The organism is Leucobacter luti (genome assembly GCF_004217175.1).
GTDB lineage: Bacteria > Actinomycetota > Actinomycetes > Actinomycetales > Microbacteriaceae > Leucobacter > Leucobacter luti.
In genome coordinates, this window is sequence record NZ_SHKI01000004.1 from 213297 (window position 1) to 239148 (window position 25852).

At 66.8% G+C, this 25852-nt stretch carries 18 protein-coding genes and 1 pseudogene; 6 read left to right on the top strand and 13 right to left on the bottom strand.

The annotated features are described in order from the left end of the window. The 8 genes from rplC to rpsL all read right to left on the bottom strand — a co-directional run bounded on the left by rplC (position 1) and on the right by rpsL (position 8892). Positions 1–654 carry a 50S ribosomal protein L3 gene (gene rplC / locus EV139_RS07410; RefSeq protein ID WP_130453695.1) on the bottom strand — a complete coding sequence of 218 codons (654 nt, stop codon included), beginning with the start codon at positions 652–654 and terminating at the stop codon, positions 1–3. A gap of 13 nt (positions 655–667) precedes the next feature. Beyond that, complete coding sequence (gene rpsJ, locus EV139_RS07415; RefSeq protein WP_025133701.1) at positions 668–976, bottom strand: 30S ribosomal protein S10; 309 nt, start codon at positions 974–976, stop codon at positions 668–670. 408 nt (positions 977–1384) lie between these two features. Next, positions 1385–2509: an MraY family glycosyltransferase gene (locus tag EV139_RS07420; protein ID WP_130453696.1), complete on the bottom strand. Its 1125-nt coding sequence runs from the start codon at positions 2507–2509 to the stop codon at positions 1385–1387. Beyond that, positions 2506–4305 (bottom strand): polysaccharide biosynthesis protein, encoded by a 1800-nt coding sequence (locus EV139_RS07425; protein ID WP_130453697.1) that lies wholly within the window; start codon positions 4303–4305, stop codon positions 2506–2508. The genes EV139_RS07420 and EV139_RS07425 overlap by 4 nt, the downstream gene beginning before the upstream one ends. A 162-nt stretch (positions 4306–4467) precedes the next feature. Then, the gene (gene tuf / locus EV139_RS07430) at positions 4468–5661 is read right to left on the bottom strand and encodes an elongation factor Tu (RefSeq protein ID WP_130453698.1); all 1194 of its coding nucleotides are present in this window, start codon (positions 5659–5661) and stop codon (positions 4468–4470) included. 161 nt (positions 5662–5822) lie between these two features. Continuing rightward, positions 5823–7937, bottom strand: coding sequence for an elongation factor G (gene fusA, locus EV139_RS07435; protein ID WP_130453699.1), 2115 nt, complete (start codon positions 7935–7937; stop codon positions 5823–5825). Between the two features lie 113 nt (positions 7938–8050). Next, positions 8051–8521, bottom strand: coding sequence for a 30S ribosomal protein S7 (rpsG, locus tag EV139_RS07440; protein WP_130453700.1), 471 nt, complete (start codon positions 8519–8521; stop codon positions 8051–8053). Next, positions 8521–8892, bottom strand: a complete 372-nt coding sequence (rpsL, locus tag EV139_RS07445) for a 30S ribosomal protein S12 (protein WP_017885335.1) — start codon at positions 8890–8892, stop codon at positions 8521–8523. The genes rpsG and rpsL overlap by 1 nt, the downstream gene beginning before the upstream one ends. Positions 8893–9517: 625 nt before the next feature. Here rpsL and EV139_RS16255 point away from each other — a divergent pair. The 3 genes and pseudogenes from EV139_RS16255 to EV139_RS07455 all read left to right on the top strand — a co-directional run. Beyond that, positions 9518–10650 (top strand): annotated as a pseudogene (locus EV139_RS16255) (AMP-binding protein); the annotation flags it as partial. 183 nt (positions 10651–10833) lie between these two features. Further along, positions 10834–11148 (top strand): AMP-binding enzyme, encoded by a 315-nt coding sequence (locus EV139_RS16260; RefSeq protein ID WP_237464875.1) that lies wholly within the window; start codon positions 10834–10836, stop codon positions 11146–11148. Positions 11149–11228: 80 nt separating this feature from the next. Then, entirely contained in the window at positions 11229–12569 is a 1341-nt protein-coding gene (locus EV139_RS07455; RefSeq protein WP_130453701.1) for an MFS transporter, read from the top strand. On the opposite strand, the gene EV139_RS07460 is transcribed toward EV139_RS07455, so the two are convergent. The 5 genes from EV139_RS07460 to rpoB form a co-directional block, all read right to left on the bottom strand. Further along, positions 12541–13182: a spermidine/putrescine ABC transporter substrate-binding protein gene (locus EV139_RS07460; protein WP_420029112.1), complete on the bottom strand. Its 642-nt coding sequence runs from the start codon at positions 13180–13182 to the stop codon at positions 12541–12543. The two genes, EV139_RS07455 and EV139_RS07460, sit on opposite strands and share 29 nt — an antisense overlap. Continuing rightward, a complete protein-coding gene (locus EV139_RS07465; protein ID WP_130453702.1) occupies positions 13179–13661 on the bottom strand; it encodes a hypothetical protein in 483 nt (160 codons plus the stop codon). Before EV139_RS07465 ends, EV139_RS07460 begins: the two co-directional genes overlap by 4 nt. After that, on the bottom strand, positions 13658–14740 hold the full coding sequence (locus EV139_RS07470; RefSeq protein ID WP_130453703.1) for a hypothetical protein: 1083 nt from the start codon (positions 14738–14740) through the stop codon (positions 13658–13660). The genes EV139_RS07465 and EV139_RS07470 overlap by 4 nt, the downstream gene beginning before the upstream one ends. A 1009-nt stretch (positions 14741–15749) precedes the next feature. Next, positions 15750–19643, bottom strand: coding sequence for a DNA-directed RNA polymerase subunit beta' (rpoC, locus tag EV139_RS07475; RefSeq protein ID WP_130453704.1), 3894 nt, complete (start codon positions 19641–19643; stop codon positions 15750–15752). Positions 19644–19678: 35 nt separating this feature from the next. Then, positions 19679–23176 (bottom strand): DNA-directed RNA polymerase subunit beta, encoded by a 3498-nt coding sequence (gene rpoB / locus EV139_RS07480; protein WP_130453705.1) that lies wholly within the window; start codon positions 23174–23176, stop codon positions 19679–19681. Positions 23177–23476: 300 nt separating this feature from the next. On the opposite strand from rpoB, the gene EV139_RS16235 reads away from it, so the two are divergent. The 3 genes from EV139_RS16235 to EV139_RS07495 all read left to right on the top strand — a co-directional run bounded on the left by EV139_RS16235 (position 23477) and on the right by EV139_RS07495 (position 25850). Then, a complete protein-coding gene (locus EV139_RS16235) occupies positions 23477–24658 on the top strand; it encodes a hypothetical protein (RefSeq protein ID WP_157993011.1) in 1182 nt (393 codons plus the stop codon). Between the two features lie 83 nt (positions 24659–24741). Next, positions 24742–25455 (top strand): phosphatase PAP2 family protein, encoded by a 714-nt coding sequence (locus EV139_RS07490; protein WP_130453706.1) that lies wholly within the window; start codon positions 24742–24744, stop codon positions 25453–25455. Between the two features lie 98 nt (positions 25456–25553). Continuing rightward, complete coding sequence (locus EV139_RS07495; RefSeq protein ID WP_198677488.1) at positions 25554–25850, top strand: glutaredoxin domain-containing protein; 297 nt, start codon at positions 25554–25556, stop codon at positions 25848–25850. The last annotated feature ends 2 nt before the right edge of the window (positions 25851–25852 follow it).

Genomic DNA, 25852 nt, shown 5'->3' on the forward strand with positions numbered 1-25852 from the left:
CTACGCCCCCTTCACTGCGTTGCGAACGAATACGAGACGACCGCGCGCGCCGGGAACTGCACCCTTAACCAGGATGAGACCCTTCTCGGCGTCAATCGCCTGCACGATCAGGTTCTGCACGGTAACGCGATCGCCACCCATGCGGCCGGCCATCTTGTGACCGCGGAACACGCGACCGGGGGTCGCTGCGCCGCCGATGGAACCGGGCTTACGGTGGTTACGGTGCGAACCGTGCGATGCGGAAACACCCTTGAAGTTGTGACGCTTCATCGTGCCCGCGAAGCCCTTACCCTTTGAGGTGCCAACGACGTCGATCTTCTGACCGGCCTCGAAGGTGCCATCAACGGTGAGCTCCTGGCCCAGCGCGTACTCAGCTGCATCAGCGGTACGGATCTCGGTCACGTGACGACGCGGCGTAACGCCGGCCTTCTCGAAGTGACCTGCCGCAGGCTTGTTGACCTTGCGGGGATCGATCGCGCCCGCGGCGATCTGCACGGCGTTGTAGCCGTCGACCTCGGGGGTGCGGATCTGGGTGATCACGTTGGGTGCCACCTCGATCACGGTGACGGGAACGACCTTGCCGTTCTCGTCCCAGACCTGAGTCATACCGAGCTTGGTGCCCAGAAGACCCTTCACATTGCGCTCTACTGCCATGATCTGATCCCCCTTAGAGCTTGATCTCGATGTTGACATCGGCCGGGAGATCGAGACGCATGAGCGAATCGACGGCCTTCGGCGTGGGATCGACGATGTCGATCAGACGCTTGTGCGTGCGCTTCTCAAAGTGCTCGCGGCTGTCCTTGTACTTGTGGGGCGAACGGATCACAGCGATCACGTTCTTCTCCGTGGGGAGCGGCACGGGGCCGATCACGGTTGCACCCGCGCGGGTCACCGTGTCGACGATCTTACGTGCGGAGTTATCGATGACCTCGTGGTCATACGACTTCAGTCGGATGCGGATCTTCTGTCCCGCCATGACATCTCTACTTTCTACTTGCGTCGTACCAGCCCCCGAGGGAAGCGTGGCATTGGACGTCTTACGTACCAGCGCCCTGGCAGCACGCCTCGCAAGAGGCGCTATGTGCTGGGTCTCTGTTCACCTGTCAAAACCACCGCGCTCTCACGTGGTGGCCCCACACGCACGAAGACGGCCCGACAAACGTCTGGCCGCCAGCTGGCGTGCAGGTAGTGTTCGCTACCCGCGGCCTAACCCCGGAAACCCGGGTGATTATGCACTGCCTGGCAGTGATCCGCACAGAAGTGCGGAGTACTGAACCTGTCTATTCTGACACAGCGACCCGGGTGCGTGCAACCCGGGCGTGTCGCGGCCAGCGTGTCGGGCCGCGGCGGTTCCCACCCGGCGCCGCGGGGCGGAAATCCGGGGCTACGACCGAGCCGGCAGTAGGCGCGGCAGCGCCAGGTACACGAGCAGCACCGCGAGCCCGCCGGCGAGCAGGATGAGGGATCCCCAGAGCCCCACCGAGAGCGATGCGAGCCCAAGGAGAGAGGCGAGGAGCGTGCACCCCGCGGTGAGCCCGGAGGCCTGCACGTGCGAGTAGCCGAGCTGCTGGATCCGCTGGTAGGTGTGCTCCTTGTGCGGCTCGTCCCACTTGTGTCCGGCGCGCATGCGCTTCACGAGAGTGACCCCCACGTCGCCGAAGTAGATCACCATCGGCCCGATGGTCGCGAGCAGGGGCGCCCCGGCGATGAGCGCGGCGAAGCTCGTCACGGCGGTCGCTCCCCCGAGCAGGTAGCTCCCCACGTCGCCGAGGAACGCCCCGGGCTTCGTCAGGTTCCAGGGCAGGAAGCCCAGGTAGCCGAGCGCGAGCACCAGTCCGGCCGCGAACAACCAGGGCATATTCATGCTCCACCCGATTGCCGCGAACGTGCCGCCAGCGATCACACCGTGGAAGCCACTGATGCCGTTGAGGCCGTCCATAAAGTTGGCAACGTTGATGTAGCTCGAGATAAACAGCACCGCGTACGCCACGAGCGCGATGATCGCCCACACTGGCAGGCCGGGGTGCGGCGCCGCGGCATCGGACACCGCCCCCGGGCCGGAGGACCCCGCGAGGCCGGGCCCGTGCTGCAGCCCGAGTCCGCCGCCGAGGCCGCCAGATACCAGCAGCACGCCGAGGGCGGAGCCCGCGGCGATCAGCAGCAGCGCCGCGCTTCGCAGCGGCACACTCAGCCCGTGCAGGTCCTCAGTGAGCCCGAGCAACCCGGCGCAGAGCGACCCGAGCACGATCACGAGCAGGGCGCTCCACGAGGCGCTCCCACCCCAGCTCGGGACCGCAAACAGCGCCACCGCTGTGGCGCCGCCCACCAGCATCGCGATGAGTACCGCGAGCCCCAGGCCGCGGAGAATGGGCCGGTCGTGCGAGGAGCGCGCCGATGGCACGTCCATGATGCCGAGGCGCACGAGCACCGGCTTGACCACCACCGGGAGCGCGAGACTGAGGACCAGGGTGAGCGCGCCGGCGATGAGGGAGACGGCGAGGGGGGTCACTGGACGCGCTCCTCGGCCGCCTCGGTGAGGTCCATCCGAGCGACCCAGCCCTCGTGATCGAGCACGTCGGGGGAAATCGTGTCGACGTGGGCGTGAGAGATCTTCGGGTGGAACGGGCGCTCGTTGCCCTCGCCGTCGCCCACCAGTTCCTCGTGGAGCTTCTCCCCGTGGCGGAGGCCGGTGAACACGATGTCGATGTCCTTGCCCGACTGCGCGACCATGCGCTGCGCGACGTCGAGAATACTGACGGGCTCGCCCATGTCGAGGATGAGCACCTCGCCGGGTCGCCCGATCCCGCCGGCCTGCACCACGAGCTGGCAGGCCTCGGGAATCGTCATGAAGAAGCGCGTGACCTCGGGGTGGGTCACGGTCAGCGGGCCGCCCGCCTCGATCAGCGCGCGGAACGTGGGAAGCATCGAGCCGCGGCTGCCGATCACGTTGCCGAAGCGCACGGAGAGATAGCGCTGCCCGGTCTGCTCGGCCATCCACGCGGTCAGCTTCTCTGCGACGCGTTTCGAGTGCCCGAGCACGCTCGTGGGGTTCGCAGCCTTGTCCGTCGAGATATTCACGAACGTGCCCACGTTCGCCGCCTGGGCGGCGCGCAGCACGTTGAGCGTGCCGAGCACATTCGTCTTCCACGCCTCATCCGGGTACTGCTCGAGCATCGGAAGGTGCTTCAGCGCGGCCGCGTGAAACACGACCTCCGGCTTGCGCTCGACGAACAGGCGCTCGATCGTCTCCGCGTCGCGAATGTCGGCGAGCACCACGTCATTCGTGTCGAGCAGGCCGTGCCCGCTGATCGCCAGCTGGCTCTCCTGAAGCGCGGTTTCGTCGCGGTCGAGCATGATCAGCTCGCGGGGCGCGAAACGCGCGAGCTGGCGGCAGAGCTCGGACCCGATCGATCCCCCCGCGCCGGTGACCAGCACGCGCTTGTCCTGCAGGTACTCCGCGATCGACTCGGTCTCGAGCCGCACCGGGTGCCGCCCGATCAGGTCTTCGATCGACAGCGCGCGCACGTCCTCGATCGCCGAGGCGTTGCGGAGGATCTGCTCGAGCGGGGGCAGCACCATGGCGCTCATCCCCACCCGGTCGGCGGCCTCGTCCACGCGCCGCATGAGCGTGGCGTCGGCGTCGCCGATGCAGACGATGATTCGTGTGGCCCGGGTCTGCCGCGCCACCTCGGCGAGGTCGTCAAAGCTGCCGAGCACGCGCACACCGCGCACCTCGTGGTTGCGCTTCGTGGGATCGTCGTCCAGGAAACCCACTGGCAGCGCGAGTCCCGCAGCGTCCGTGAGCATACGCTTCGCGGTCTGGACGCCGAGGTAGCCGGCACCGTACAGCAGCGTTCGTTCGGCCTCGGCCCCCGGCTTCAGCTCCCGCTCGGTCGAGAGGCGGACGAGGTAGCGGGCCACCCCCATGAGGCTGAATGCGATCGGGGCTGCGATCACCATCGTGCTGCGCGGGATGCCGTTGCCGAAGCCGACCAGGAACGCGACCACCCAGGCGCAGACCATCACCGCGGTGACGGAAAAGACGATCGCGCGCACCTCGTCGAAGCTGCCGACCTCGTACCTGCTGCGGTAGAGCCAGAACACCCACCCCCCGATCAGCTGGAGGAGGATCGTCGCGCCGATCACGACAAGCGTCCAGCCCCAGTGGATTCGAGTGAGGTTGAAATCGAACCGCAGGGTGAGCGCGGCCAGGATCGCGACGGCCCACGCGAGCGCGTCGAGCGCAAAGAGCAGGCCGTACTGTCGCGCAAAATGAGCGATGCGTTGGCTGACGGTTTGCGGCACTCGGACTCCGTTTCGATTACAGACTGTGGCTCGCACGGAGCCTCCTACGAGGATAGCGGTCCGCGCAAGCACCGCAGCGCACCGCCACCCAGAAACGGGAAGAGCCCCCGGGAGTACTCCCGGGGGCTCTGCGGCTCAGCCGCCTCTTCGAAGCTCGAAAGCTTAGGAGAGAACCTTCGTCACCGTGCCGGCGCCGACGGTGCGGCCACCCTCACGGATAGCGAAGCCGAGGCCATCCTCCATAGCGATCGGCTGGATCAGCTCGACCGTCATGTCGGTGGTGTCGCCGGGCATAACCATCGGCTTGTCCTCGGGGAGGGTGATGACACCGGTCACGTCAGTCGTACGGAAGTAGAACTGCGGACGGTAGTTCGTCTCGAACGGGTTGTGACGGCCGCCCTCTTCCTTCTTGAGGATGTAAGCGGTCCCCTCGAAGTTGGTGTGCGGGGTGATCGAACCGGGCTGCACGACAACCTGGCCACGCTCAACGTCTTCACGCTTGGTGCCGCGAAGGAGGAGGCCACAGTTCTCGCCGGCCCAGGCCTCGTCGAGCTGCTTGTGGAACATCTCGATGCCGGTGACGGTGGTCTTCTGCGTCGGACGCAGACCCACGATCTCGACCTCGGAGTTGATCTTCAGCGTGCCGCGCTCGGCGCGGCCCGTGACGACCGTTCCACGACCGGTGATCGTGAAGACATCCTCGACGGGCATCAGGAACGGCTTGTCCTTGTCGCGCACGGGGTCGGGGATGTTGTTGTCAACGGCTTCCATGAGCTCGAGAACGGAGTTAACCCACTTCTCTTCGCCCTGGAGTGCCTGGTAGCCCGAGACGCGGACCACGGGGACGTCGTCTCCCGGGTAGCCCTGCTTGGAGAGTTCCTCGCGGACCTCCATCTCGACGAGCTCGAGGATTTCCTCGTCGTCGACCTGGTCGCACTTGTTGAGCGCAACGAGCAGGTACGGCACGCCGACCTGCTTTGCGAGCAGGATGTGCTCCTTGGTCTGAGCCATCATGCCGTCGGTCGCCGCAACCACGAGGATTGCGCCGTCCATCTGAGCGGCACCGGTGATCATGTTCTTGATGTAGTCGGCGTGGCCGGGTGCATCAACGTGAGCGTAGTGGCGCTTGTCGGTCTCGTACTCAACGTGCGAGATGTTGATGGTGATACCGCGCTGGCGCTCCTCAGGAGCCGAATCGATCGTGTCGAAGTCGCGCTGGACGTTGACGTCCGACGGGAACTTGTCCGCGAGGGTCTTCGAGATCGCCGCGGTAAGAGTCGTCTTACCGTGGTCGACGTGACCGATCGTTCCGATGTTTACGTGCGGCTTGGTCCGCTCGAACTTGGCCTTCGCCACTATAGTCCTCCTCAGGACATCGAGTACCGCTTCCCTCCGAGGATTTCGAAGGGCACGAGTACGGGGTGTGTACTTATGTTACAAGCTCAGGACGGTGATCGCGACCTGAGCGGTGCGGTTGGCGGCGACAGACAGCTACCGCCGCCAACCTGCGGGCAGAATTACTCGCCCTTAGCCTTCTGAACGATTTCATCGGCCACAGCCTTCGGAACCTCAGCATAGGAATCGAAGGTCATCGAGAACACCGCACGACCACTGGTCTTCGACCGCAGGTCGCCGATGTACCCGAACATCTCGGAGAGGGGAACAAGGGCGCGAACGACCTTGACGCCTGAGGCGTCCTCCATCGACTGGATCTGTCCACGACGGGAGTTCAGGTCGCCGATAACGTCGCCCATGTACTCCTCGGGGGTGCGCACCTCGACAGCCATCATCGGCTCGAGGATCACCGGCTGCGCGAGGCGAGCGGCTTCCTTGAACGCGATGGAGCCGGCGATCTTGAACGCCATTTCCGACGAGTCAACATCGTGGTACTGGCCGTCCAGCAGCTGCGCGCGAACGCCCACGACGGGGAAGCCAGCGAGGATGCCGTACTGCATGGCGTCCTGGATACCGGCGTTGACCGAGGGGATGTACTCGCGCGGCACGCGGCCGCCCGTGACCTTGTCCTGGAACTCGTAGATCTTGTCGCCCTCAACCTCGAGCGGAGCAAGCGAGATCTGCACCTTAGCGAACTGACCGGATCCACCGGTCTGCTTCTTGTGGGTGTAGTCGTACTTCGGGACCTCGCGACGGATGGTCTCGCGGTACGCGACCTGGGGCTTGCCCACGTTCGCCTCGACGTTGAACTCGCGCTTCATGCGGTCAACGAGGATGTCGAGGTGAAGCTCGCCCATACCGGCGATAACCGTCTGACCGGTCTCCTCGTTCTGGCTCACGCGGAACGTGGGATCCTCTTCGGCGAGCTTCTGGATCGCGACGCCGAGCTTCTCCTGGTCGCTCTTCGTCTTCGGCTCGATCGCCACCTCGATGACGGGCTCCGGGAAGGTCATCGACTCGAGCACGACCTGCTTGTCCGGATCGGACAGCGTGTCTCCCGTAGTGGTGTCCTTGAGGCCGATCACCGCGTAGATGTTGCCAGCGGTGAGCTGATCAACGGGGATCTCCTTATTGGCGTGCATCTGGAAGATCTTCCCGATGCGCTCCTTCTTGCCCTTCGTCGTGTTGACGAGCTGGGTGCCCGACGGAGCGTGACCGGAGTACACGCGCACGTAGGTGAGGCGCCCGAAGAAGGGGTGCACGGCGATCTTGAACGCGAGTGCCGAGAACGGCTCGTCTGCAGCGGGCTTGCGCTCGATGACAATCGACTCGTCGCGGGGATCGTGGGCCTCAATGGCGCCAACGTCGAGCGGGTTCGGCAGGAAATCAACAACCGCGTCGAGCATCGGCTGGATGCCGCGGTTCTTGAAGGCCGAGCCGCAGTACACGGGGTAGATCTCGTTGTTCACGACGAGCTTGCGGATGCCGCCCTTGATCTCGTCGATCGTGAGCTCTTCGCCCGCGAAGAACTTCTCGAGCAGCGCATCGTCGGTCTCGGCGACCGTCTCAACAAGCTTCGCGCGGTACTCTTCGGCCTTGGCCTGGAGGTCAGCGGGAATCTCCTGCGTCTCGTAGGCAGCACCGAGGGTCACGTCACCCTTCGAGTCGCCCTCCCAGACGAACGCCTTCATCGACAGCAGGTCGACGACACCGATGAAGTCTGCCTCGGAACCGATGGGCAGCTGCATCACGAGCGGCTTCGCACCGAGGCGGTTGACGATGGTGTCGACCGTGAAGTAGAAGTCGGCGCCCATCTTGTCCATCTTGTTGACGAAGCAGATGCGGGGCACCTCGTACTTGTCAGCCTGACGCCACACGGTCTCCGACTGGGGCTCAACGCCCTCCTTGCCGTCGAACACTGCGACGGCACCGTCGAGCACGCGGAGCGAGCGCTCCACCTCGACGGTGAAGTCGACGTGGCCCGGGGTGTCGATGATGTTGATCTGGTTCTTGTTCCAGAAGCAGGTCACGGCGGCAGACGTGATCGTGATGCCGCGCTCCTTCTCCTGCTCCATCCAGTCAGTGGTCGAGGCGCCATCGTGGGTCTCGCCCAGCTTGTGGTTGACACCCGTGTAGAACAGGATGCGCTCGGTGGTGGTGGTCTTGCCAGCATCGATGTGGGCCATGATGCCGATGTTGCGGACCTTGCTCAGGTCGGTGAGCACGTCTTGTGCCACGGGGTCTCCTCCGGGTGGGGGTGAAAGATCGGATTGCAGGGCTGAGCCCCGCAAATGGCGGATCGGATCGCACGAAGGCGAAGCGATCCGCCATTTCAGGTACTACCGGGCTGTTACCAGCGGTAGTGAGCGAACGCGCGGTTCGACTCGGCCATCTTGTGAGTGTCCTCACGGCGCTTCACTGCGGCACCCAGGCCGTTTGAAGCGTCGAGAATCTCATTCGTCAGACGGTCGGTCATCGAGTTCTCGCGACGAGCCTTCGCGTAGCTGGTGAGCCAGCGCAGCGCGAGCGTGTTGGCGCGGTGCGGCTTGACCTCGACGGGCACCTGGTAGGTGCTGCCGCCGACGCGACGCGAACGAACCTCAAGGGTGGGGCGCACGTTGTCGAGCGCCTTCTTGAGAACCGTCACGGCATCCTGGCCGGACTTCTCGGCAACAGCCTCGAGTGCACCGTAAACGATGCGCTCGGCGAGACCCTTCTTGCCATCAAGAAGAATCTTGTTGACGAGCTGGCTCACGATGGGTGCGCCGTATACGGGATCGGCGACAACGGGGCGCTTCGGAGCAGGACCTTTACGGGGCATTACTTCACCTTCTTTGCACCGTAGCGGCTGCGAGCCTGCTGACGGTCCTTGACCGCCTGCGTGTCAAGCGCGCCGCGCACGATCTTGTAACGAACACCGGGAAGGTCCTTCACGCGGCCACCGCGCACGAGCACCAGCGAGTGCTCCTGCAGGTTGTGGCCCTCGCCGGGAATGTAGGCGGTGACCTCGGTCCCGTTGCGAAGCTTCACACGAGCGACCTTACGCATCGCCGAGTTCGGCTTCTTCGGGGTGGTGGTGTAGACACGGGTGCAAACCCCTGCCTGCTGCGGGTTCGCCTTCAGGGCGGGCGCCTTGGTCTTTGAGACCTTCGGCGTGCGACCCTTGCGAACCAACTGCTGAATAGTTGGCACTGATTCTCCTAGGTACTCCTGCACGGTGACAGGAATGCTTCAAATGGATTGAGCATGTGCGGCTGCTTGCGCGGCCGCTGAGCTGCTGGCACCATCACCGCGCGGACGCGAGGGTGGTACCCGAGTGCAGCTATGCCGTGGGGGTATCGCCCCGGAGGGCGTTGATCCCGCGATGTGCTCCCGTGAATTGCCCCGTGCGGGCACAGTTCAAGACACTGGAGTACACCAGGGATCAACTTTACGCGCTTGACCGGGGTCGCGCAAGAACTCCCCCCTCGCGACACGCCCGGGAATGGGGCGCCGGACTCCGCGCCGGCGCCACTCCCCTGCCGCGCCGCGGGCGCCGCCACCCGCCGGGCACTCGGCCGCACCGCCGGGCGTGCGGCAAGCCACCCGAGGCGCCGCGCGCATTCCGGACACGCTGCGCGGGCTCAGTGGACCCCGAAAGCCGTGCGCAGCGCCGATTATGCACTCATAGCCGACCGGTTTGCACACACACGGACAACCCTTCGCGCCCCAAGGGCAAGAAACTCCCCTCAATCTTCATCACAGCTATTTAACGTTCGTCACGAATTACGCACACTAGAGGCACTGAGGCACCCACCTCACTCGAAGGGATCCAGCAATGAAGCTCTCTCCCAGCGCGCACGTCGACACCTTCGCTCGCGATGCGCTCCCGCCGTTCGACACCTGGCCCACGTTTGAGTTCACGCTGCCCGAACTCAACTACCCGGATCGCCTCAACGCCGCCGAGGCACTCATCGACGCGGCCGTCGAGCGCTTCGGGCCGGACCGCCCCGCGCTCCTCGTCCCTGACGGGGAACCCTGGAGCTACGGCGAGCTCCAACGCCGCGCGGATCAGTTCGCCCGCGTGCTCACTGATGCGCACGGGATCGTGCCCGGGAACCGCGTGGTGCTCCGGATGCTGAACAGTCCGTGGACCGTGGCCTGCTGGCTCGGGATCCTGAAGGCCGGGGCGGTGGTGGTCACCACCATGACCGCGTGGAAAGCCCACGAGTTTGGCAACGTGGCCGAACGCGTACGACCCACCCTCATGGTGATCGACCACGACGCGCTCGCCGACGTCGCCCCGGTCGTCACCCGGCACCGTGCCGAGGGGGAACAGTCATCGTGGCGGGCGGTGCCGACGACGAACTCCGCGCCGCGTGCGACGCGCAGCCCACTGGGTTCACCGCCGTCGCGACCGCGGCAGACGACGTCGCCCTGCTCGGCGCCACCTCCGGCACCACGGGCGCCCCAAAGATCACCATGCACTTTCACCGCGACATTCTGGCGAACGCCGACACGTTCGCAACGCACGTGATCGAGCTCGGGCCCACCGATATCAGCGCGAGCTCGGCGCCGCTCGCGTTCACGTTCGGGCTGGGGGGCCTCGTTGTGTTCCCGCTTCGCACCGGCGGTGCGGCAGTGCTCGCCGAACGCGCCGGCCCGCTCGAACTCGCGCGGTTCATCGACGAGCTCGGGGTCACCGTGCTCTATACGGCCCCCACGGGGTATCGCACCCTCGTGAAGGAGGGCCGCGCCGAGACGCTCGCCAAGCTGCGCGTGGGCATCTCGGCCGGCGAGCACCTCCCCCGTGAGACGTTCGAGGCTGTCGAGGCGGCGAGCGGGATCCGGCTCGTCAACGGTATCGGCGCCACCGAGATGCTGCACATTTTCATCTCGGCGGCGGGCGACGAGATCCGCCCGGGCGCCACCGGGAAACCAATCCCCGGGTTCCGCGCCGCGGTGCTGGACGACGAGGGCCACCCCGTGGGGCCCGGCGTCGTCGGCAGACTCGGGGTGATCGGGCCGACCGGGTGCCGCTACCTCAACGACCCGCGTCAGAGCAACTACGTGCTCAACGGCTGGAACGTGACCGGGGACACCTACGTGATGGACGAGGACGGGTACTTCACGTTTGTGGCCAGGTCTGACTCAATGATCGTCACCGCCGGGTACAACGTGGGGGCGCCCGAGGTCGAGGAGATCATCAACCTTCACCCGGACGTCCTCGAGTGCGCGGTCATCGGAATCCCCGACGCCGCGAAGGGAGACATCGTCGGCGCCTTCGTGGTGCCGCGGGACCCGAGCGGCGATCCAGAAGCGCTCATCCGGTCAATCATCGCGCACACCAAGCAGCGCCTCGCCCTGTACAAGTGCCCGCGGCACGTCGAGATCGTTGACTCGCTTCCCAAGAATCCGAGCGGCAAGCTGCAGCACTTCGTGCTCAGGCAGCAAGCACTCGCGCCCTGAGCCAGCGCGCGGCACCGCCACCCGCACGAGCGCGGGGCCGCACCCACCCGAATCGCACAACTGTCACGAGGGAGTCACAGATGTCATCCACTACCAGCACCGATTGGCACGTCCCGGCCCGAGTCACCCGCACCGTGGTGGTCTGGTGCTGGGCGGCGATCCTCGCGGAGGGTTACGACGTCGGGGTGATCGGGGCAGTGCTCCCCGCGATCGCAGACGATCGCGCCTGGAACCTCGATCCAGTAGCCCTCGGTGGGCTCGCCGCCTGGGCGCTCGTGGGCATGCTCGTTGGGGCACTGTTTGTTGGCACGCTGAGCGACCGGCTCGGGCGCAAGCGCATGCTCCTGATCTCGCTGGCGACATTCACGTCAATGCAGCTCGGGGCGGCGCTCTCCCCGACCCCGGAGTTCTTCGGGTTCTTCAGGTTCCTGGGCGGCCTCGGGATGGGCGGGATCATCCCGGTCGCGGCGGCGCTCACGATCGAATACTCGCCGCCGCGCCGGCGCGCACTCAACTACGGCATCATGTACTCGGGCTACTCGCTCGGGATCGTCGTCTCCGCCCTGGTCGCAATGATCCTGCTCCCGCTCGTCGGATGGCGCTGGGTGATCGCCGTCGGCGCCGTTCCGTTCCTGATGCTCCCACTCGTCGCCCGGTACCTGCCTGAGTCGCTCGAGTCGCTCGAAAACACCGGGCGCACCGACGCGGCCCGCGCGCTCGCTGCTCGCCTCGGTATCGCGCCGTACGTGCCGCGCGAACCGAGCAGCGACGACGCAACACCGCAGACGCCGTGGCGCCAGATCATCCGCCAGCTGTTCTCCCGCGCGGCGCTGCGCTCCACCGTGTTCCTCTGGATCTCGCTCTTCGCCGGCATGCTCCTCGTGTACGGCCTCAACTCCTGGCTGCCGTCGATCATGCGCGAGTCCGGCTACGACCTCGGCCCGGCGCTCGCGTTCCTCCTGGTGTTCAGCCTCTCCTCGGCCGCGGGGGGCCTCGTCCTGGGCTGGCTCGCCGACCGTTTCGGCGCAAAGTCGGTGCTCATCGTGTTCTACACCCTCGGCGGACTCGCCTCGCTCCTCATGATGTTCCCCAACGCCATGGTGTTCAACCTGGTGCTCGTGGGGATCTCCGGGGTGGGTTCGATCTCCGCGTCGCTCGTCCTCACCGCGTACATCACCGATTACTACCCGCCGGCCGTGCGCGCCACCGCGACCGGCTGGGCGCTCAGCTTCGCGCGCATCGGAGCGATCATCGGGCCGGTGCTCGGTGGCTGGATTGCGGCGCTCGGGATCGGCGTCGAGTGGAACTTCATCACCTTCGCCTCGGTGGCGATCATCGCGGCGATCGCCGTCGCGCTGGTGCCTCGCAAGCCCGCCGCGATTTCAGCGACGGTCACTTCGGCGGTTCAAGCCCCTCGCTGAGCTCGGTGAGCATCGCCTGGATCTGCGGCTCAACGAACCGGTGCACCGCCGCGGAGATGCGGTCGCGATGCGTCATCAGTGCGAAGCAGACCTCTCGGCCGCACTCCGCCGCGTACTCGTCGACTCGGGCGATGTCTGCGCGAAGCTGCTGCTTCTCGGCGGCACTCAGCGGCGGGCGCGGGAGCGGGGGCGCGGGCTTCGTCTCCTCCGCGAGCCCCGTGAGCGTGAATAGGAACGGCTGCTCGGTGTCCCCCGGTTCCGGGTCCGGATCGAGCCCCTCGTACTCCGGATCCAGGTTTGCCCGCGGATCGTACCCGCCGGCCCGCCACATTTCGGCGTCGGACAGCTCGGCGTGCAGCACCGGCAACTCCGCCTCCGTGAAGTCGTCCACTTGGCGATCGATAATGCGGTGCATCCGCGACACGAGCGCGTGCATCACCTGGTGCGGCACGTCCCCCGTCAGGCCGCTCGCGGCCAGCATCGGCGACCCCGTGCAGCGCTGGCACAGCCGCGCCCGTCCGCGGTGCGTGCCCGGGCTCCAGCTCGGCACCCAGCGCAGCCAGGCGTCCACGGCGACACCCACGCGTTCTTCGATCGCGCCCACCACGATCACTCGTCCTCCTCAGCCCGCTCCCACGGCCAGCGGGGCGGGGGGCGGTCGGTGTAGACCCGGCGGGCGAGCACCGCCCAAAACAGCACCGACACCACCGCCCAGATCACCGGCAGCGAGACGGCAAACGGACTGAACCACGTTTCATCGATTGACATCCCCGCGAGAATCCCCGCGAGGCCCCACAACAGGTACACGCCGATCGCCACGGTACACATCGATCCCCACGACGGCGCTCGCCGCCCCCGGAGGAGCGTGATCGCCTGCCGCCACAGCGACCAGGCGAGCACGCCGAGCCCCGCGAGCAGAATCACCGGCGCCGCCCACCGCGGCACCGAGGCCGTCTCAACCGGATCCGTATCCAGCAGCAGCGCGAGCCCACCCCACGCCGCGACCAGCAGCGCGGTAGCAACGATCACCGCAGCCGTGATCAGGGCCCCCACGTAACCGCGGGTGACCCCGCGACGGGGGCCCGAGTTCATGGCTGCGTCGCCTGCGCCTCGGACAGCGCGGATTCGTACTCGGCGAGCGCCTCGGCGTTGCGGGCCTTCATCCGCCGCCCGCGCGCCCCAATCCAGGCACCGAACCACACCGTGACCTCGCGCGCGACGACCGCCGCGGCGATCGCCGGCACCGTCAGCCCAAAGCGGTTGACCATTCCGGGCACGGACTCCATGCCGAAGCTGAAGCCGGGGAGCATCTCCTGCGGAGTCGCGTACGGAGTCCCCGCGAGGCTCAGCGTCACCATGCTGGCGAACCAGACCAGCACAGCCACCAGGAACCCGCCGAGCACGTAGGCCCACCAGCCGGCGCGGCCCACCACGAGGACGAGTAGCACCAGCCCAACGAAGAACACGACGGACGGGATGATGAACAGCCACGACGTGAGCCAGGGCATGATGCCGGCGTCCACGTACTGTGACGGCGGGAAACTCGGTGCGATCCACAGCGCGATCGCGCCGAGGTAGAGTGCCGCGAACACCACAGTCGCGAGCAGGGAGATCAGCACACCGGCGCCGCGATTGCCGCGGATGTCCGGCGGCATCGGCGTCTGCGTGTAGAGCGCGGCCATCGGATGGTCCGTGCTGATACGGATCTCGCCGTCGCGCACCGGCGGCAGCGTCGCGGTGGGGGCAACGCCGGGCGCGGCGCTCGGAAGCTCGTCGTAGGCGGGCGCGGGTGCGGCGTCCGGCCCGGTGCGCGCATCCGGCGCGGGGCTCATATCGAGCTGGGTGTCGAGCTCGGACACCGCCTGACGGTGCGCCCGCTCTGCGGCCGCGGCGTCCGCGTCGTGCGCGCTGCTGGTGTCGGCTCCGGCCGCGCCTGCGGTGGCACCGGCAGCGCCCGCGGTGGCGGAGCCATCGGTGGCGTCTGCCGCTTCCGACGGTGCCCCGGCAGCTGCGCTCGCATCGGCGGCGTCTGACGCGTCGCGCGAGCGCTTCACGGCGCGCAGCACCTCGGTCTCGCTGGCAAGCGTCTCCTCGACCGGCGCACCGGGGGTCTCCCCGGGCTCGGTCGTCTCCGCAGCCCGCGATGGGGGCGTCTCGCGGTCTTCGCTCATCGCTGCACCTCTCGTCGATGTTCGGGCTCGGGTTCCCCAAAACAACCTCTGTGCCGCCACAGTACAAGCTCGCTGTGCCATTCCCCCGAGTACGCGCCCGGGAGCGAGCAAATTCGATGCCGAAACGCAACCCGCGGCGCGGGTCGTGCGGCCGCCGATCGGCGCGGTGGCCGGTCGGTGCGGTGGCCGGTTGGTGCGGTGCGCGGGCGGCGCGGCCCCTGCACGCGAGTGTGCGGCTCCGCTGCGAGTGTGCGGGTATGCGACTCCAGGCACGAGTGGAGGATCAGCGCGCGAGTGGAAGATCCGCGCACGAGTGGAGGATCCGCGCACGAGTGGAGGATCCGCGCACGAGCGTGCGACTTCACCACAGACGGCAAGCCGCACACTCGCAACGAAGCCGCACGCTCGCAGACCGGGCGGAACACCGGGCCCCGGACCGAGCGACTGCACGCGCTCCCGCTATCCTCGCGAGCTACCGGTGTCCGGGCGCCGCGCGCTCAGCGCACGAGCGGAGGATCCGCGCACGAGCGTGCGGCTTCACCACAGACGGCAAGCCGCACACTCACAACGAAGCCGCACACTCGCGGAGAGAAGTGGGGCGCGAGCGCGCGCCGGCCGAGGGGCTGCACACGCTCCCGCTACCCTCGCGCGGCTACCGGCGCCCGGGCATCGCGCACTCCTCCGCGCGAGTGTGCGGCTCTGCTGCGAGTGGAGGATCCGCGCACGAGTGGAGGATCCGCGCACGAGCGTGCGGCTTCACCACAGACGGCAAGCCGCACACTCGCAACGAAGCCGCACACTCGCGGAGGGGGCAAGGCACAGCGTCAAACCACCACCCAACAGCGCGCACCGCCCAACAACGCACACCCCGCACACCCCGCACACCCCGAACAGCGCACACCGTGCACCCCGCCCACTGCCAACAACGCCCCCGACAAACGCAACGCGGGCGCCCGCACCGAAGTGCGAGCGCCCGCGTCAGGCTCCGAGCGGAGCTGGGGACGGATCCCTAGCTGTAGTTGCCCGGGTTGAACTCGTCAGCCGTGAAGCTGTCGAAGTCAACGAACGAGAGGTCGTTCTCGTCGAAGGTGCCCTCGGTTGCGAACAGGCGGTTCGGGTACCGCTCCGCCTTCGCCTCCTCGGTCGCCTCGACGTTGACATCGCGGTAGGTGCTCAGGCCCGTACCAGCCGGGATGAGCTTACCGATGATGACGTTCTCCTTGAGGCCGATGAGCGGATCGCGCGATCCCTCCATCGCGGCCTGCGTGAGCACGCGGGTGGTCTCCTGGAAGGAGGCCGCCGACAGCCACGACTCGGTCGCGAGCGACGCCTTGGTGATACCCATGACCTCGGGGCGGGCGGTTGCCGCACGCTTGGTCTCGAGGATCGCCTCACGGTTGATGCGCTGGTAGCGCGCCCGGTCGACGAGCTCGCCCGGGAGCAGCTCGGTCTCGCCGTGGTCGACGACGGTGACCTTACGCAGCATCTGGCGCACGATGACCTCGATGTGCTTATCGTGGATCGGCACGCCCTGCGAGCGGTACACGCCCTGGACGCCCTCGACGAGGTACTTCTGCACGGCGCGCTCACCCGGGATGTGCTTCCCGTTCTCGGTAGACCCGACCTGCAGGATGTCCTTCGGATCGAGGGTACCGGCAAGGAACGGCTGGCCGAGCTCGACGTGATCGCCGTCCTGGACGATGAGCGTTGCACGCTTCAGCACCGGGTACGCCTTCTCCTCTGTGCCGTCGTCCGGCGTGAGGAGGATGCGGCGGCTCTTCTCGGTGTCCTCGATCGTGACGCGGCCTGCGGCCTCGGCGATCGGGGACGCACCCTTGGGGGTACGCGCCTCGAAGAGCTCCTGCACGCGGGGCAGACCCTGCGTGATGTCGTCGGCCGAGGCCGAACCACCGGTGTGGAAGGTACGCATCGTCAGCTGCGTGCCGGGCTCACCAATCGACTGCGCCGCGATGATGCCAACGGCCTCACCGATGTCGACGCGCTGACCGGTCGCGAGCGAGCGGCCGTAGCAGGTGGCGCACACGCCGACTGCCGACTCACAGGTGAGCACGGAGCGCACCTTGATCTCAGTGACGCCAGCGCTGACCAGCTTGTCGATGAGCACGTCGCCCACGTCCTCGCCAGCAGTCGCGACGACGGTGCCGTCGGCAGCAACTGCCTCGGTCGCGAGCGTGCGAGCGTAGACCGAGTTCTCGACGTTCTCGTCGCCAACCAGCACGCCGTTGGCGTCCGGGGCAGCGATCGGGAGGTCGAGGCCACGCTTGGTGCCGCAGTCTTCCTCGCGGATGATGACATCCTGCGAGACATCGACCAGACGACGGGTGAGGTACCCGGAGTCAGCGGTACGCAGTGCGGTATCGGCCAGACCCTTACGCGCACCGTGGGTCGCGATGAAGTACTCCGCCACCGACAGGCCCTCGCGGTACGAGTTGATGATCGGGCGGGGGATGATCTCGCCCTTCGGGTTCGACACCAGGCCACGCATACCCGCAATGTTGCGGATCTGCAGCCAGTTACCACGAGCACCCGACGACACCATCCGGAAGATGGTGTTGTCTGCGGGGAACGCCTCGCGCATGGCGGCGGCAACCTCGTCGGTCGCCTCCGTCCAGATCTCGGTCAGCGCCTTGTGCCGCTCGCTGTCCTGGATCATGCCGCGGTCGTAGTCACGCTGAACCTTCGCGGCGCGCTTCTCGTGCTCCGCGATGATCTCCGCCTTGTTCGACGGGGTCACGATGTCCGAGAGGGCAACGGTCACACCCGAGCGCGAGGCCCAGTGGAAGCCGGCGTCCTTGATGCGGTCGAGCGTTGCAGCGACCTCCACCTTCGGGTACCGCTCCGCGAGATCGTTGACGAGCGCGGACAGGCTGGTCTTGTCTGCGACCTCCTCGAAGTACACGTAATCAGCGGGCAGGGCCTCGTTGAAGATCGCGCGTCCGAGAGAGGTCTCAACAAGCACGGGCTTGTCGTAGGTGACACCCGACTCGTCGGTGTAGCCGATGAGTCGGATCTTCGCCTTGGCGCCAAGATCGAGCGTGCCCTCGTCCATTGCGAGGATCGCCTCTGCAACCGAGCCAAACGCGCGACCGGTGCCGACGGAGTCGGGCTTGATCGTGGTGAGGTGGTGCAGGCCGATGATCATATCCTGCGAGGGCAGGGTCACCGGTCGGCCATCCGACGGCTTGAGGATGTTGTTCGAGGCGAGCATGAGCACGCGCGCCTCGGCCTGAGCCTCAACCGACAGCGGCAGGTGGACTGCCATCTGGTCGCCATCGAAGTCGGCGTTGAACGCGGCACACACGAGGGGGTGCAGCTGGATCGCCTTGCCCTCCACGAGCTGCGGCTCGAACGCCTGGATGCCGAGGCGGTGCAGGGTCGGTGCGCGGTTGAGCAGCACCGGACGCTCGCGGATGATCTCCTCGAGCACGTCCCAGACCTCGGAGCGTGCGCGCTCGACCATGCGCTTTGCGGCCTTCACGTTCTGCGCGTGCGACAGATCCATCAGGCGCTTGATGACGAACGGCTTGAACAGCTCGAGCGCCATCTGCTTCGGCAGGCCGCACTGGTGCAGCTTGAGCTGCGGGCCGACCACGATGACCGAACGGCCCGAGTAGTCGACGCGCTTGCCGAGCAGGTTCTGACGGAAGCGACCCTGCTTGCCCTTGAGCATGTCGCTCAGGGACTTCAGGGCGCGGTTGCCGGTGCCCGTGACGGGGCGGCCGCGGCGGCCGTTGTCGAACAGTGCGTCGACGGCCTCCTGCAGCATGCGCTTCTCGTTGTTCACGATGATCTCGGGAGCCCCGAGATCAAGCAGACGACGGAGGCGGTTGTTGCGGTTGATCACGCGGCGGTACAGATCGTTGAGATCCGAGGTCGCGAAGCGGCCACCGTCGAGCTGCACCATGGGGCGCAGCTCCGGCGGGATCACCGGAACGACGTCGAGTACCATTGCGGCCGGGCTCGCGCCCGTCTGCAGGAAGGAGCTGACGACCTTCAGGCGCTTGATCGCGCGGATCTTCTTCTGGCCCTTGCCCTCGGAGATCTGCAGGTGCAGCGTCTCGCTCTCGGCGGCAAGGTCGAACGCCTCCAGGCGCTTCTTGATTGCCTCGGCGCCCATGTAGGCCTCGAAGTAATCGCCGTAGCGGTCCATGAGGTCGGCGAACACCGCGTCCTCGGGCTTGAGGTCGCCCACCTTGAGGTTGCGGAAGTCCTCCCACACGCGCTGCAGACGAGCGATGTCGTCGTCGAAGCCCTTGCGGATCGCGGTCATTTCCTTCTCGGCTGAAGCCTCGGCGCGGCGGCGCTGATCTGCCTTCGCCCCTTCGGCCTCGAGCGCGGCGAGGTCAGACTCGGCCTGCTGCTGGCGCTGCGCGATCTGGATGTCGCGCTGATCCTCGAGCGACTTGAGCTCGAGCCGCAGCTCGGCCTCAAGCTCGCCCATGTCCTCGTGACGGCCGTCCTCATCGATGTCGATGATCATGTACGCAGCGAAGTAGATGACCTTTTCGAGGTCCTTCGGCGCCATGTCGAGCAGGTAGCCCAGACGCGACGGCACACCCTTGAAGTACCAGATGTGCGTGACGGGTGCCGCCAGCTCGATGTGGCCCATGCGCTCACGGCGCACCGAGGACTTCGTGACCTCGACACCACACCGCTCACAGACGATGCCCTTGTAGCGGACGCGCTTGTACTTGCCGCACGCGCACTCCCAGTCGCGGCTCGGTCCGAAGATCTGCTCGCCGAACAGACCGTCCTTCTCCGGCTTCAGCGTGCGGTAGTTGATGGTCTCCGGCTTCTTGACCTCGCCGAATGACCAGCTGCGGATGTCGTCAGCGGTCGCCAGACGGATCTGCAGCTCATTGAAACTCGTACCCTCGAGCAAAATGTTCTCCTTGGTAACTAAACGTCTGGTGCGGCTTAGATCTCGTCGATGGACGAGGTCTCGAAGCGGCTGGAGAGGTTAATACCCAGCTCTTCCGCGGTGCGGTGGGCCTCATCGTCGTTGTCGCGCAGGCTGACGGCCTGGCCGTCAGCGCCGAGCACCTCAACGTTCAGGCAGAGCGACTGCATTTCCTTGAGGAGAACGCGGAAAGACTCGGGCACGCCCGGCTCCGGAATGTTCTCGCCGCGGACAATCGCCTCGTACACCTTGACGCGGCCGAGGATATCGTCGGACTTCACCGTGAGGAGCTCCTGCAGCGCGTATGCGGCGCCGTAGGCCTCAAGCGCCCACACTTCCATCTCACCGAAGCGCTGGCCACCGAACTGGGCCTTACCACCGAGCGGCTGCTGCGTGATCATCGAGTACGGACCCGTCGAGCGCGCGTGGATCTTGTCGTCGACCAGGTGGTGCAGCTTCAGGATGTACATGTAGCCGACCGAGATCGGGTACGGGTACGGCTCACCGGAGCGACCGTCGAACAGACGGGTCTTGCCGCTCGAACCGATCAGACGCTCACCGTCGCGGGTCTCGAGCGTCGAGTCGAGGAGACCTGCGATCTCCGCCTCCGACGCGCCGTCGAACACCGGGGTCGCGACCTTGGTGTTCGGGGCGGCCTCGAGGGCCTGCTGCGAGAGCTTCGCGGCCCACTCGGGCGATCCGTCGACCTTCCAGCCCTGCTTGGCGATCCAGCCGAGGTGAATCTCGAGCACCTGGCCGAAGTTCATTCGACCCGGGATACCCAGCGGGTTCAGGATCACGTCGACCGGGGTGCCGTCTGCGAGGAACGGCATGTCCTCGACGGGAAGGATCTTCGAGATGACGCCCTTGTTGCCGTGACGGCCTGCAAGCTTGTCGCCCTCGGTGATCTTACGCTTCTGAGCGATGTAGACAACCACGCGCTGGTTGACGCCCGAGCCGAGCTCGTCGTCGTTGTCGTTCTCCGCGTCGAAGACCTTGACGGACGTGACCGTGCCGGAGACGCCGTGCGGCACCTTCAGCGACGTGTCGCGCACCTCGCGGCTCTTCTCGTTGAAGATCGCGCGGAGCAGGCGCTCCTCGGCCGAGAGCTCGGTCTCGCCCTTCGGCGTGACCTTTCCGACGAGGATGTCACCGGGGGTGACCTCTGCGCCGATGCGGATGATGCCGCGCTCGTCGAGATCCTTCAGCGCCTCCATGCTGGCGTTGGGGAGGTCACGGGTGATCTCCTCCTTGCCGAGCTTGGTGTCGCGGGCGTCGACGTCGTACTCCTCGATGTGGATCGACGAGAGCGTGTCGTCCTTCACCAGGTTCTGGCTCAGGATGATCGCGTCCTCGAAGTTGTGACCCTCCCAGGACATGAACGCCACGAGGAGGTTCTTGCCGAGCGCGAGCTCGCCATTCTCCGTCGCGGGGCCGTCGGCGATAACCTCGCCGGCCTCGATGCGCTCCCCCGACTTCACGATGACGCGGTGGTTGTAGTTCGTGCCCTGGTTGGAGCGGTCGAACTTGCGCATGAAGTAGCTCTTCGAGCCGCCCTCATCCTCCTGGATGGTGACGACGTCTGCCGACACGTCGGTGATCACACCGGCCTTCGCCGCGGTGACCACGTCACCGGCGTCGATCGCTGCGTACCCCTCCATACCGGTGCCCACAACGGGCGACTCGGAGCGGACGAGCGGCACGGCCTGGCGCTGCATGTTGGCGCCCATGAGCGCGCGGTTTGCATCGTCGTGCTCAAGGAACGGGATCAGCGAGGTGGCGACCGACACCATCTGGCGCGGCGAGACGTCCATGTAGTCAACGCGCGCAGCGTCAACGAGGACCACCTCGGAGCCACGGGGGCGCGCGAGCACCTGCTTCTCGGAGAACTTGCCGTCCTTCGTCAGCGGGGCGCCGGCCTGCGCGATGAGGTACTCGTCCTCCTCGTGCGCGGTCAGGTAGTTAACCTGGTCCGTGACCTTGCCGTCGATGACGCGGCGGTACGGCGTCTCGATGAAGCCGAACGCGTTGATGCGCGCGAACGTCGCGAGTGCGCCGATCAGGCCAATGTTCGGGCCTTCCGGGGTCTCAATGGGGCACATGCGGCCGTAGTGCGACGGGTGAACGTCTCGGACCTCAACGCCGGCGCGGTCACGCGACAGGCCGCCGGGGCCGAGCGCCGAGAGGCGACGCTTGTTGGTCAGGCCCGCGAGCGGGTTGTTCTGATCCATGAACTGCGACAGCTGCGAGGTGCCGAAGAACTCCTTGATCGCGGCCAGCACGGGACGCGTGTTGATCAGGGTGTTCGGCGTGATCGCTTCGATGTCCTGCGTGGTCATGCGCTCGCGGACGACGCGCTCCATGCGGGACAGGCCCGTGCGGACCTGGTTCTGGATCAGCTCGCCAACGGCGCGGATACGACGGTTGCCGAAGTGGTCGATGTCGTCGGTGTCCAGGCGGACGTCGATAACCTCGCCGTCGCGGACGCCCGGAAGCGTCTCGGTGCCGGCGTGCAGGCCCACGAGGTACTTGATCGTCGAAACGATGTCCTCGAGCGAGAGCACCGACTCCGTGATCGGGGCATCGATCCCGAGCTTGCGGTTGATCTTGTAGCGACCGACCTTCGCGAGGTCGTAGCGCTTCGGGTTGAAGTAGCTGTTGTCGAGGAGCGCACGCGCGGCCTCGATCGCTACCTGCTCGCCCGGACGCTGCTTGCGGTAGATGTCCTTGAGGGCCTCCTCCTGCGTGAGGATGCCGTCCTTCTCGAGCGTCAGCGCGATCGACTCGTAGCCGGCGAACTCCTCGAGGATCTCCTCGCTCGTCATGCCGAGCGCCTTGAGGAACACGGTGACCGACTGCTTGCGCTTGCGGTCGATGCGAACGCCGACCTGATCGCGCTTGTCGACCTCGAACTCGAGCCACGCACCGCGGCTCGGGATCACGCGCGCGGTGAAGACGTCCTTGTCGGAGGTCTTCTCCTGCGTGCGGTCGAAGTACACGCCGGGGCTACGAACGAGCTGCGAGACGATGACGCGCTCGGTGCCGTTGATGATGAACGTGCCCTTGTCGGTCATGATGGGGAAATCGCCCATGTAGACCGTCTGGCTCTTCAGCACCTGAGTCTCGGTGTTGTAGAAGGCCGCCTCGACGTACAGCGGAGCCGCGTACGTCTTACCGCGCTCCTTGCACTCTTCGATGGTGAACTTCTGCTCATCGAGGATCGGGTTCTCGAAGGACAGCTGCATGGTGCCAGCGTTGTCCTCGATCGGGGAGATCTCGTCGAAGATCTCCTCCAGCCCGCTCTTCAGGGCGATGTCGTCGCGTCCTTCGGCCTGAGCCTCGACGACGCGCTCCTTCCAGACATCGTTGCCGACGAGCCAATCAAAGCTCTCAAGCTGCAGTGCCAGTAGGTTTGGCACCGACAGTGTGTCGGAAATCTTAGCGAACGAGAGTCGCTGATGATCGCGACCGTTCTTCGGTTGGGTGGATGACGATGCGTTGCGCGCAGCAGCCAAGGAAACTACCTCCGTGGGCCCCGTCGGGCCGGTTGACCTGGTCTTGCGAGAGTTGCGTAGCTAGCGAAACACGCGTCGAGGCTCATCTGCGCTTTCGCGCCAGCTCTCGGGGCCCACCGCCATATGCGGGCACACTGGTGTCCGTAGTGCAACTCTCAACGATAACAGGATCCGCCTGAGCTGTCCAGCGCAATATTATCCGCCGTGGCGCCTGGCAGAATAGACGAGCGGGATCGCTGCACACGCTTGCGCGGCGGGGGCCACCGGGGGAACTCACACCACACCCAGGAGGCACTCCCCGTGACTGATCACGATGCACCCGCAGACCAGACCGCACCGCCACCCGGATCGGGGCCGCCCGATCACCCCGGGTCAGCGTCACACGGCGCCCAGATGTTCGGGCCCATCAACTTCGGCCAGCTTCTTGGCCGCTCCTTCGTGCTCCTCACGCAGAACCCCGTCCCGCTCCTCGCGGTCGCAGCGCCAATCTCACTGGTTCTTCTCATCTCCGTGAGTCTGTTGGCCGAGGCGGTTCCGTTCAGTGGCGCCCCGGATCCATTCCTCCTTATCCTCAACCGGCATCAGAACACGACCGTGAGCGGGCTCGGGCTCGTCCTCGTGACCACGCTCGCTACGTTCGTCATCGCGCTCCTCGCCCAGGTGATCACGCAGGGCTTCGCACTCTTCAACCTGCGGGCCGCGCTGCTCGGCGAGCGCGCGCGCAGTGCAACGCTGTGGCGCCTGCTGGGCGGAGCGTGGGCTCGCCTGTTCGGGCTCGGACTCATCTCGCTGGGGATCGGTGCCGCATACGTGGTCGTGGTGGGCGGTCTCACCGGGCTTGCCACTCTGCTGCTCAGCACGGTCTCGATCGGCTCGGCCGGCCTCTACATCATCGTTCCCATCGCGATCCTGCTGGTCATCGGGTCGCTGGTGCCGCTCTCTTGGCTCGTGACGCAGATCAGCCTCGCCGCGAGCGCCGTGGTCTTCGAGGGGGCCACGGTGCGAGCCGCCCTGCGACGGTCCTGGCAGCTGGTGACCGGGAGGTTCTGGCGGGTCCTCGGCGCACAGGCCCTCGTGTCGCTAAGCTTTGCCGCCGCGACCTGGGTGTTCTTCATGGTCCTGCTGTTCACCCTCCTGGCCTTTACCGACCCGAGCGCGAGCGCGTCAGCGTTCGCAATGACGCTCATCTTCACTCTCCCGACGAACTTCCTCGCCGTCGGTGCCACGCTGACCGCCGCCAACGCAGTTGGGCTCCTCTACGTCGACGCGCGTCTGCGCACCGACTGGCTCGGGATCACACTGAACGGCTACGCCGCGGCACGCATCGGCGGCACGCCGCCCGCGCGACTCGCGGATCCGTTCGTCACGCCGCCCGCCCCACCATCGCACTCGGTCCCGCAGACACCGCCTGCCGCCGGACCGCCACCCGGATCGCCACCACCGCCCACGCCGGCCCCACCGGCCCCACCCGCCGGGGTGTGACGGGCCGCTCACACCGGGTGCGGGGTCGCCGCGCGCACAGCAATTGTCCGGGAACCGTGCGTCGCGCCGACTATCGTGGCGGGATGACCCGATCCAGCGCAGTCCTCCCGGCCACCCGCGTCGCCGCAGGCGTGCGCGCCGCGACCCCGTGGGCCATCGTCGGCGTCGCGGTCGTTGTCGCGGCCGGGCTCGCCCTGCGCTTCGTCGTCGGCGGCCCGATGGGGCCGATCGGGCCCGATGAGTGGTGGCACGGCATCGCGAGTGTCACCCGCGGCTCGCTCCCGTACGCGATCGCGGTGTTCTGCGCCGAGATTGGCGGCGGCGTCGGCGCTGCGGCGACCGCGGCCATCGCGGTCGCCCTCCTGATCGTGCTCCGGCGCCCCCGAGACGCCGCAGCGGTCGCCACCGCGATGCTGCTCGGGGTCGCCGCCTCCGAGGCGCTCAAGGCGCTCGTGCTCCGGCCGCGTCCCTGGGACCAGCTGTACGTGTCGAGCGGCAGCTCGTTCCCGTCGGGACACTCGCTCGGCGCCGCCGCGCTCGCCGTGTCCGTGATCCTCGTGGTCGCTGCGGCGAACCGGATGCCGCGCACCGCGGTGACCTGGGCCACGGTGCTCGGGATCGCCTGGATTCTCCTGATGATGTGGAGCCGCACCGCGCTCCACGTGCACTGGTTCACCGACGTGGTGGCCGGTGCCCTGCTCGGGGCGAGCATCGCGGTGCTCTCACGTCGGTTCTGGTTCCGCGACCGCGCCGCCGCAGCGCCGCGCACCCGTGCGCCGCGGCCGCGCCGGCGCTGAGCCGCCGCTTCGCCGTTGCGCCCCCGCTTCGCTCCCCCGCTGCCGTCTCACCGCCGCCTCACCGCCGCCTCACCGCCGCCGCGGCGTATCATGGCGGCATGAGCGAGAACGTTGATGCACCAGCAGCCGAGACCACCGCGGCGGGCGAGACCGTCATGTTTGGCGCCGATTGGTGCGGCGACTGCCGCCGCGCAAAGATCGTGCTCGATCGCGCCGGAGTTGACTACCGCTACGTCGATCTCGTGCAGGATCCGGCGGCGGCCGACATCGCGAAGGACATCAGTGGCCGCACGAACATCCCCGTGATCCTGTTCCCCGATAGCAGCCACCAGGTCGAGCCGTCGAACGCGGACCTGCAGCGAAAGATTGACGAGCTCGGGCTCGCCCGTGCATAGCG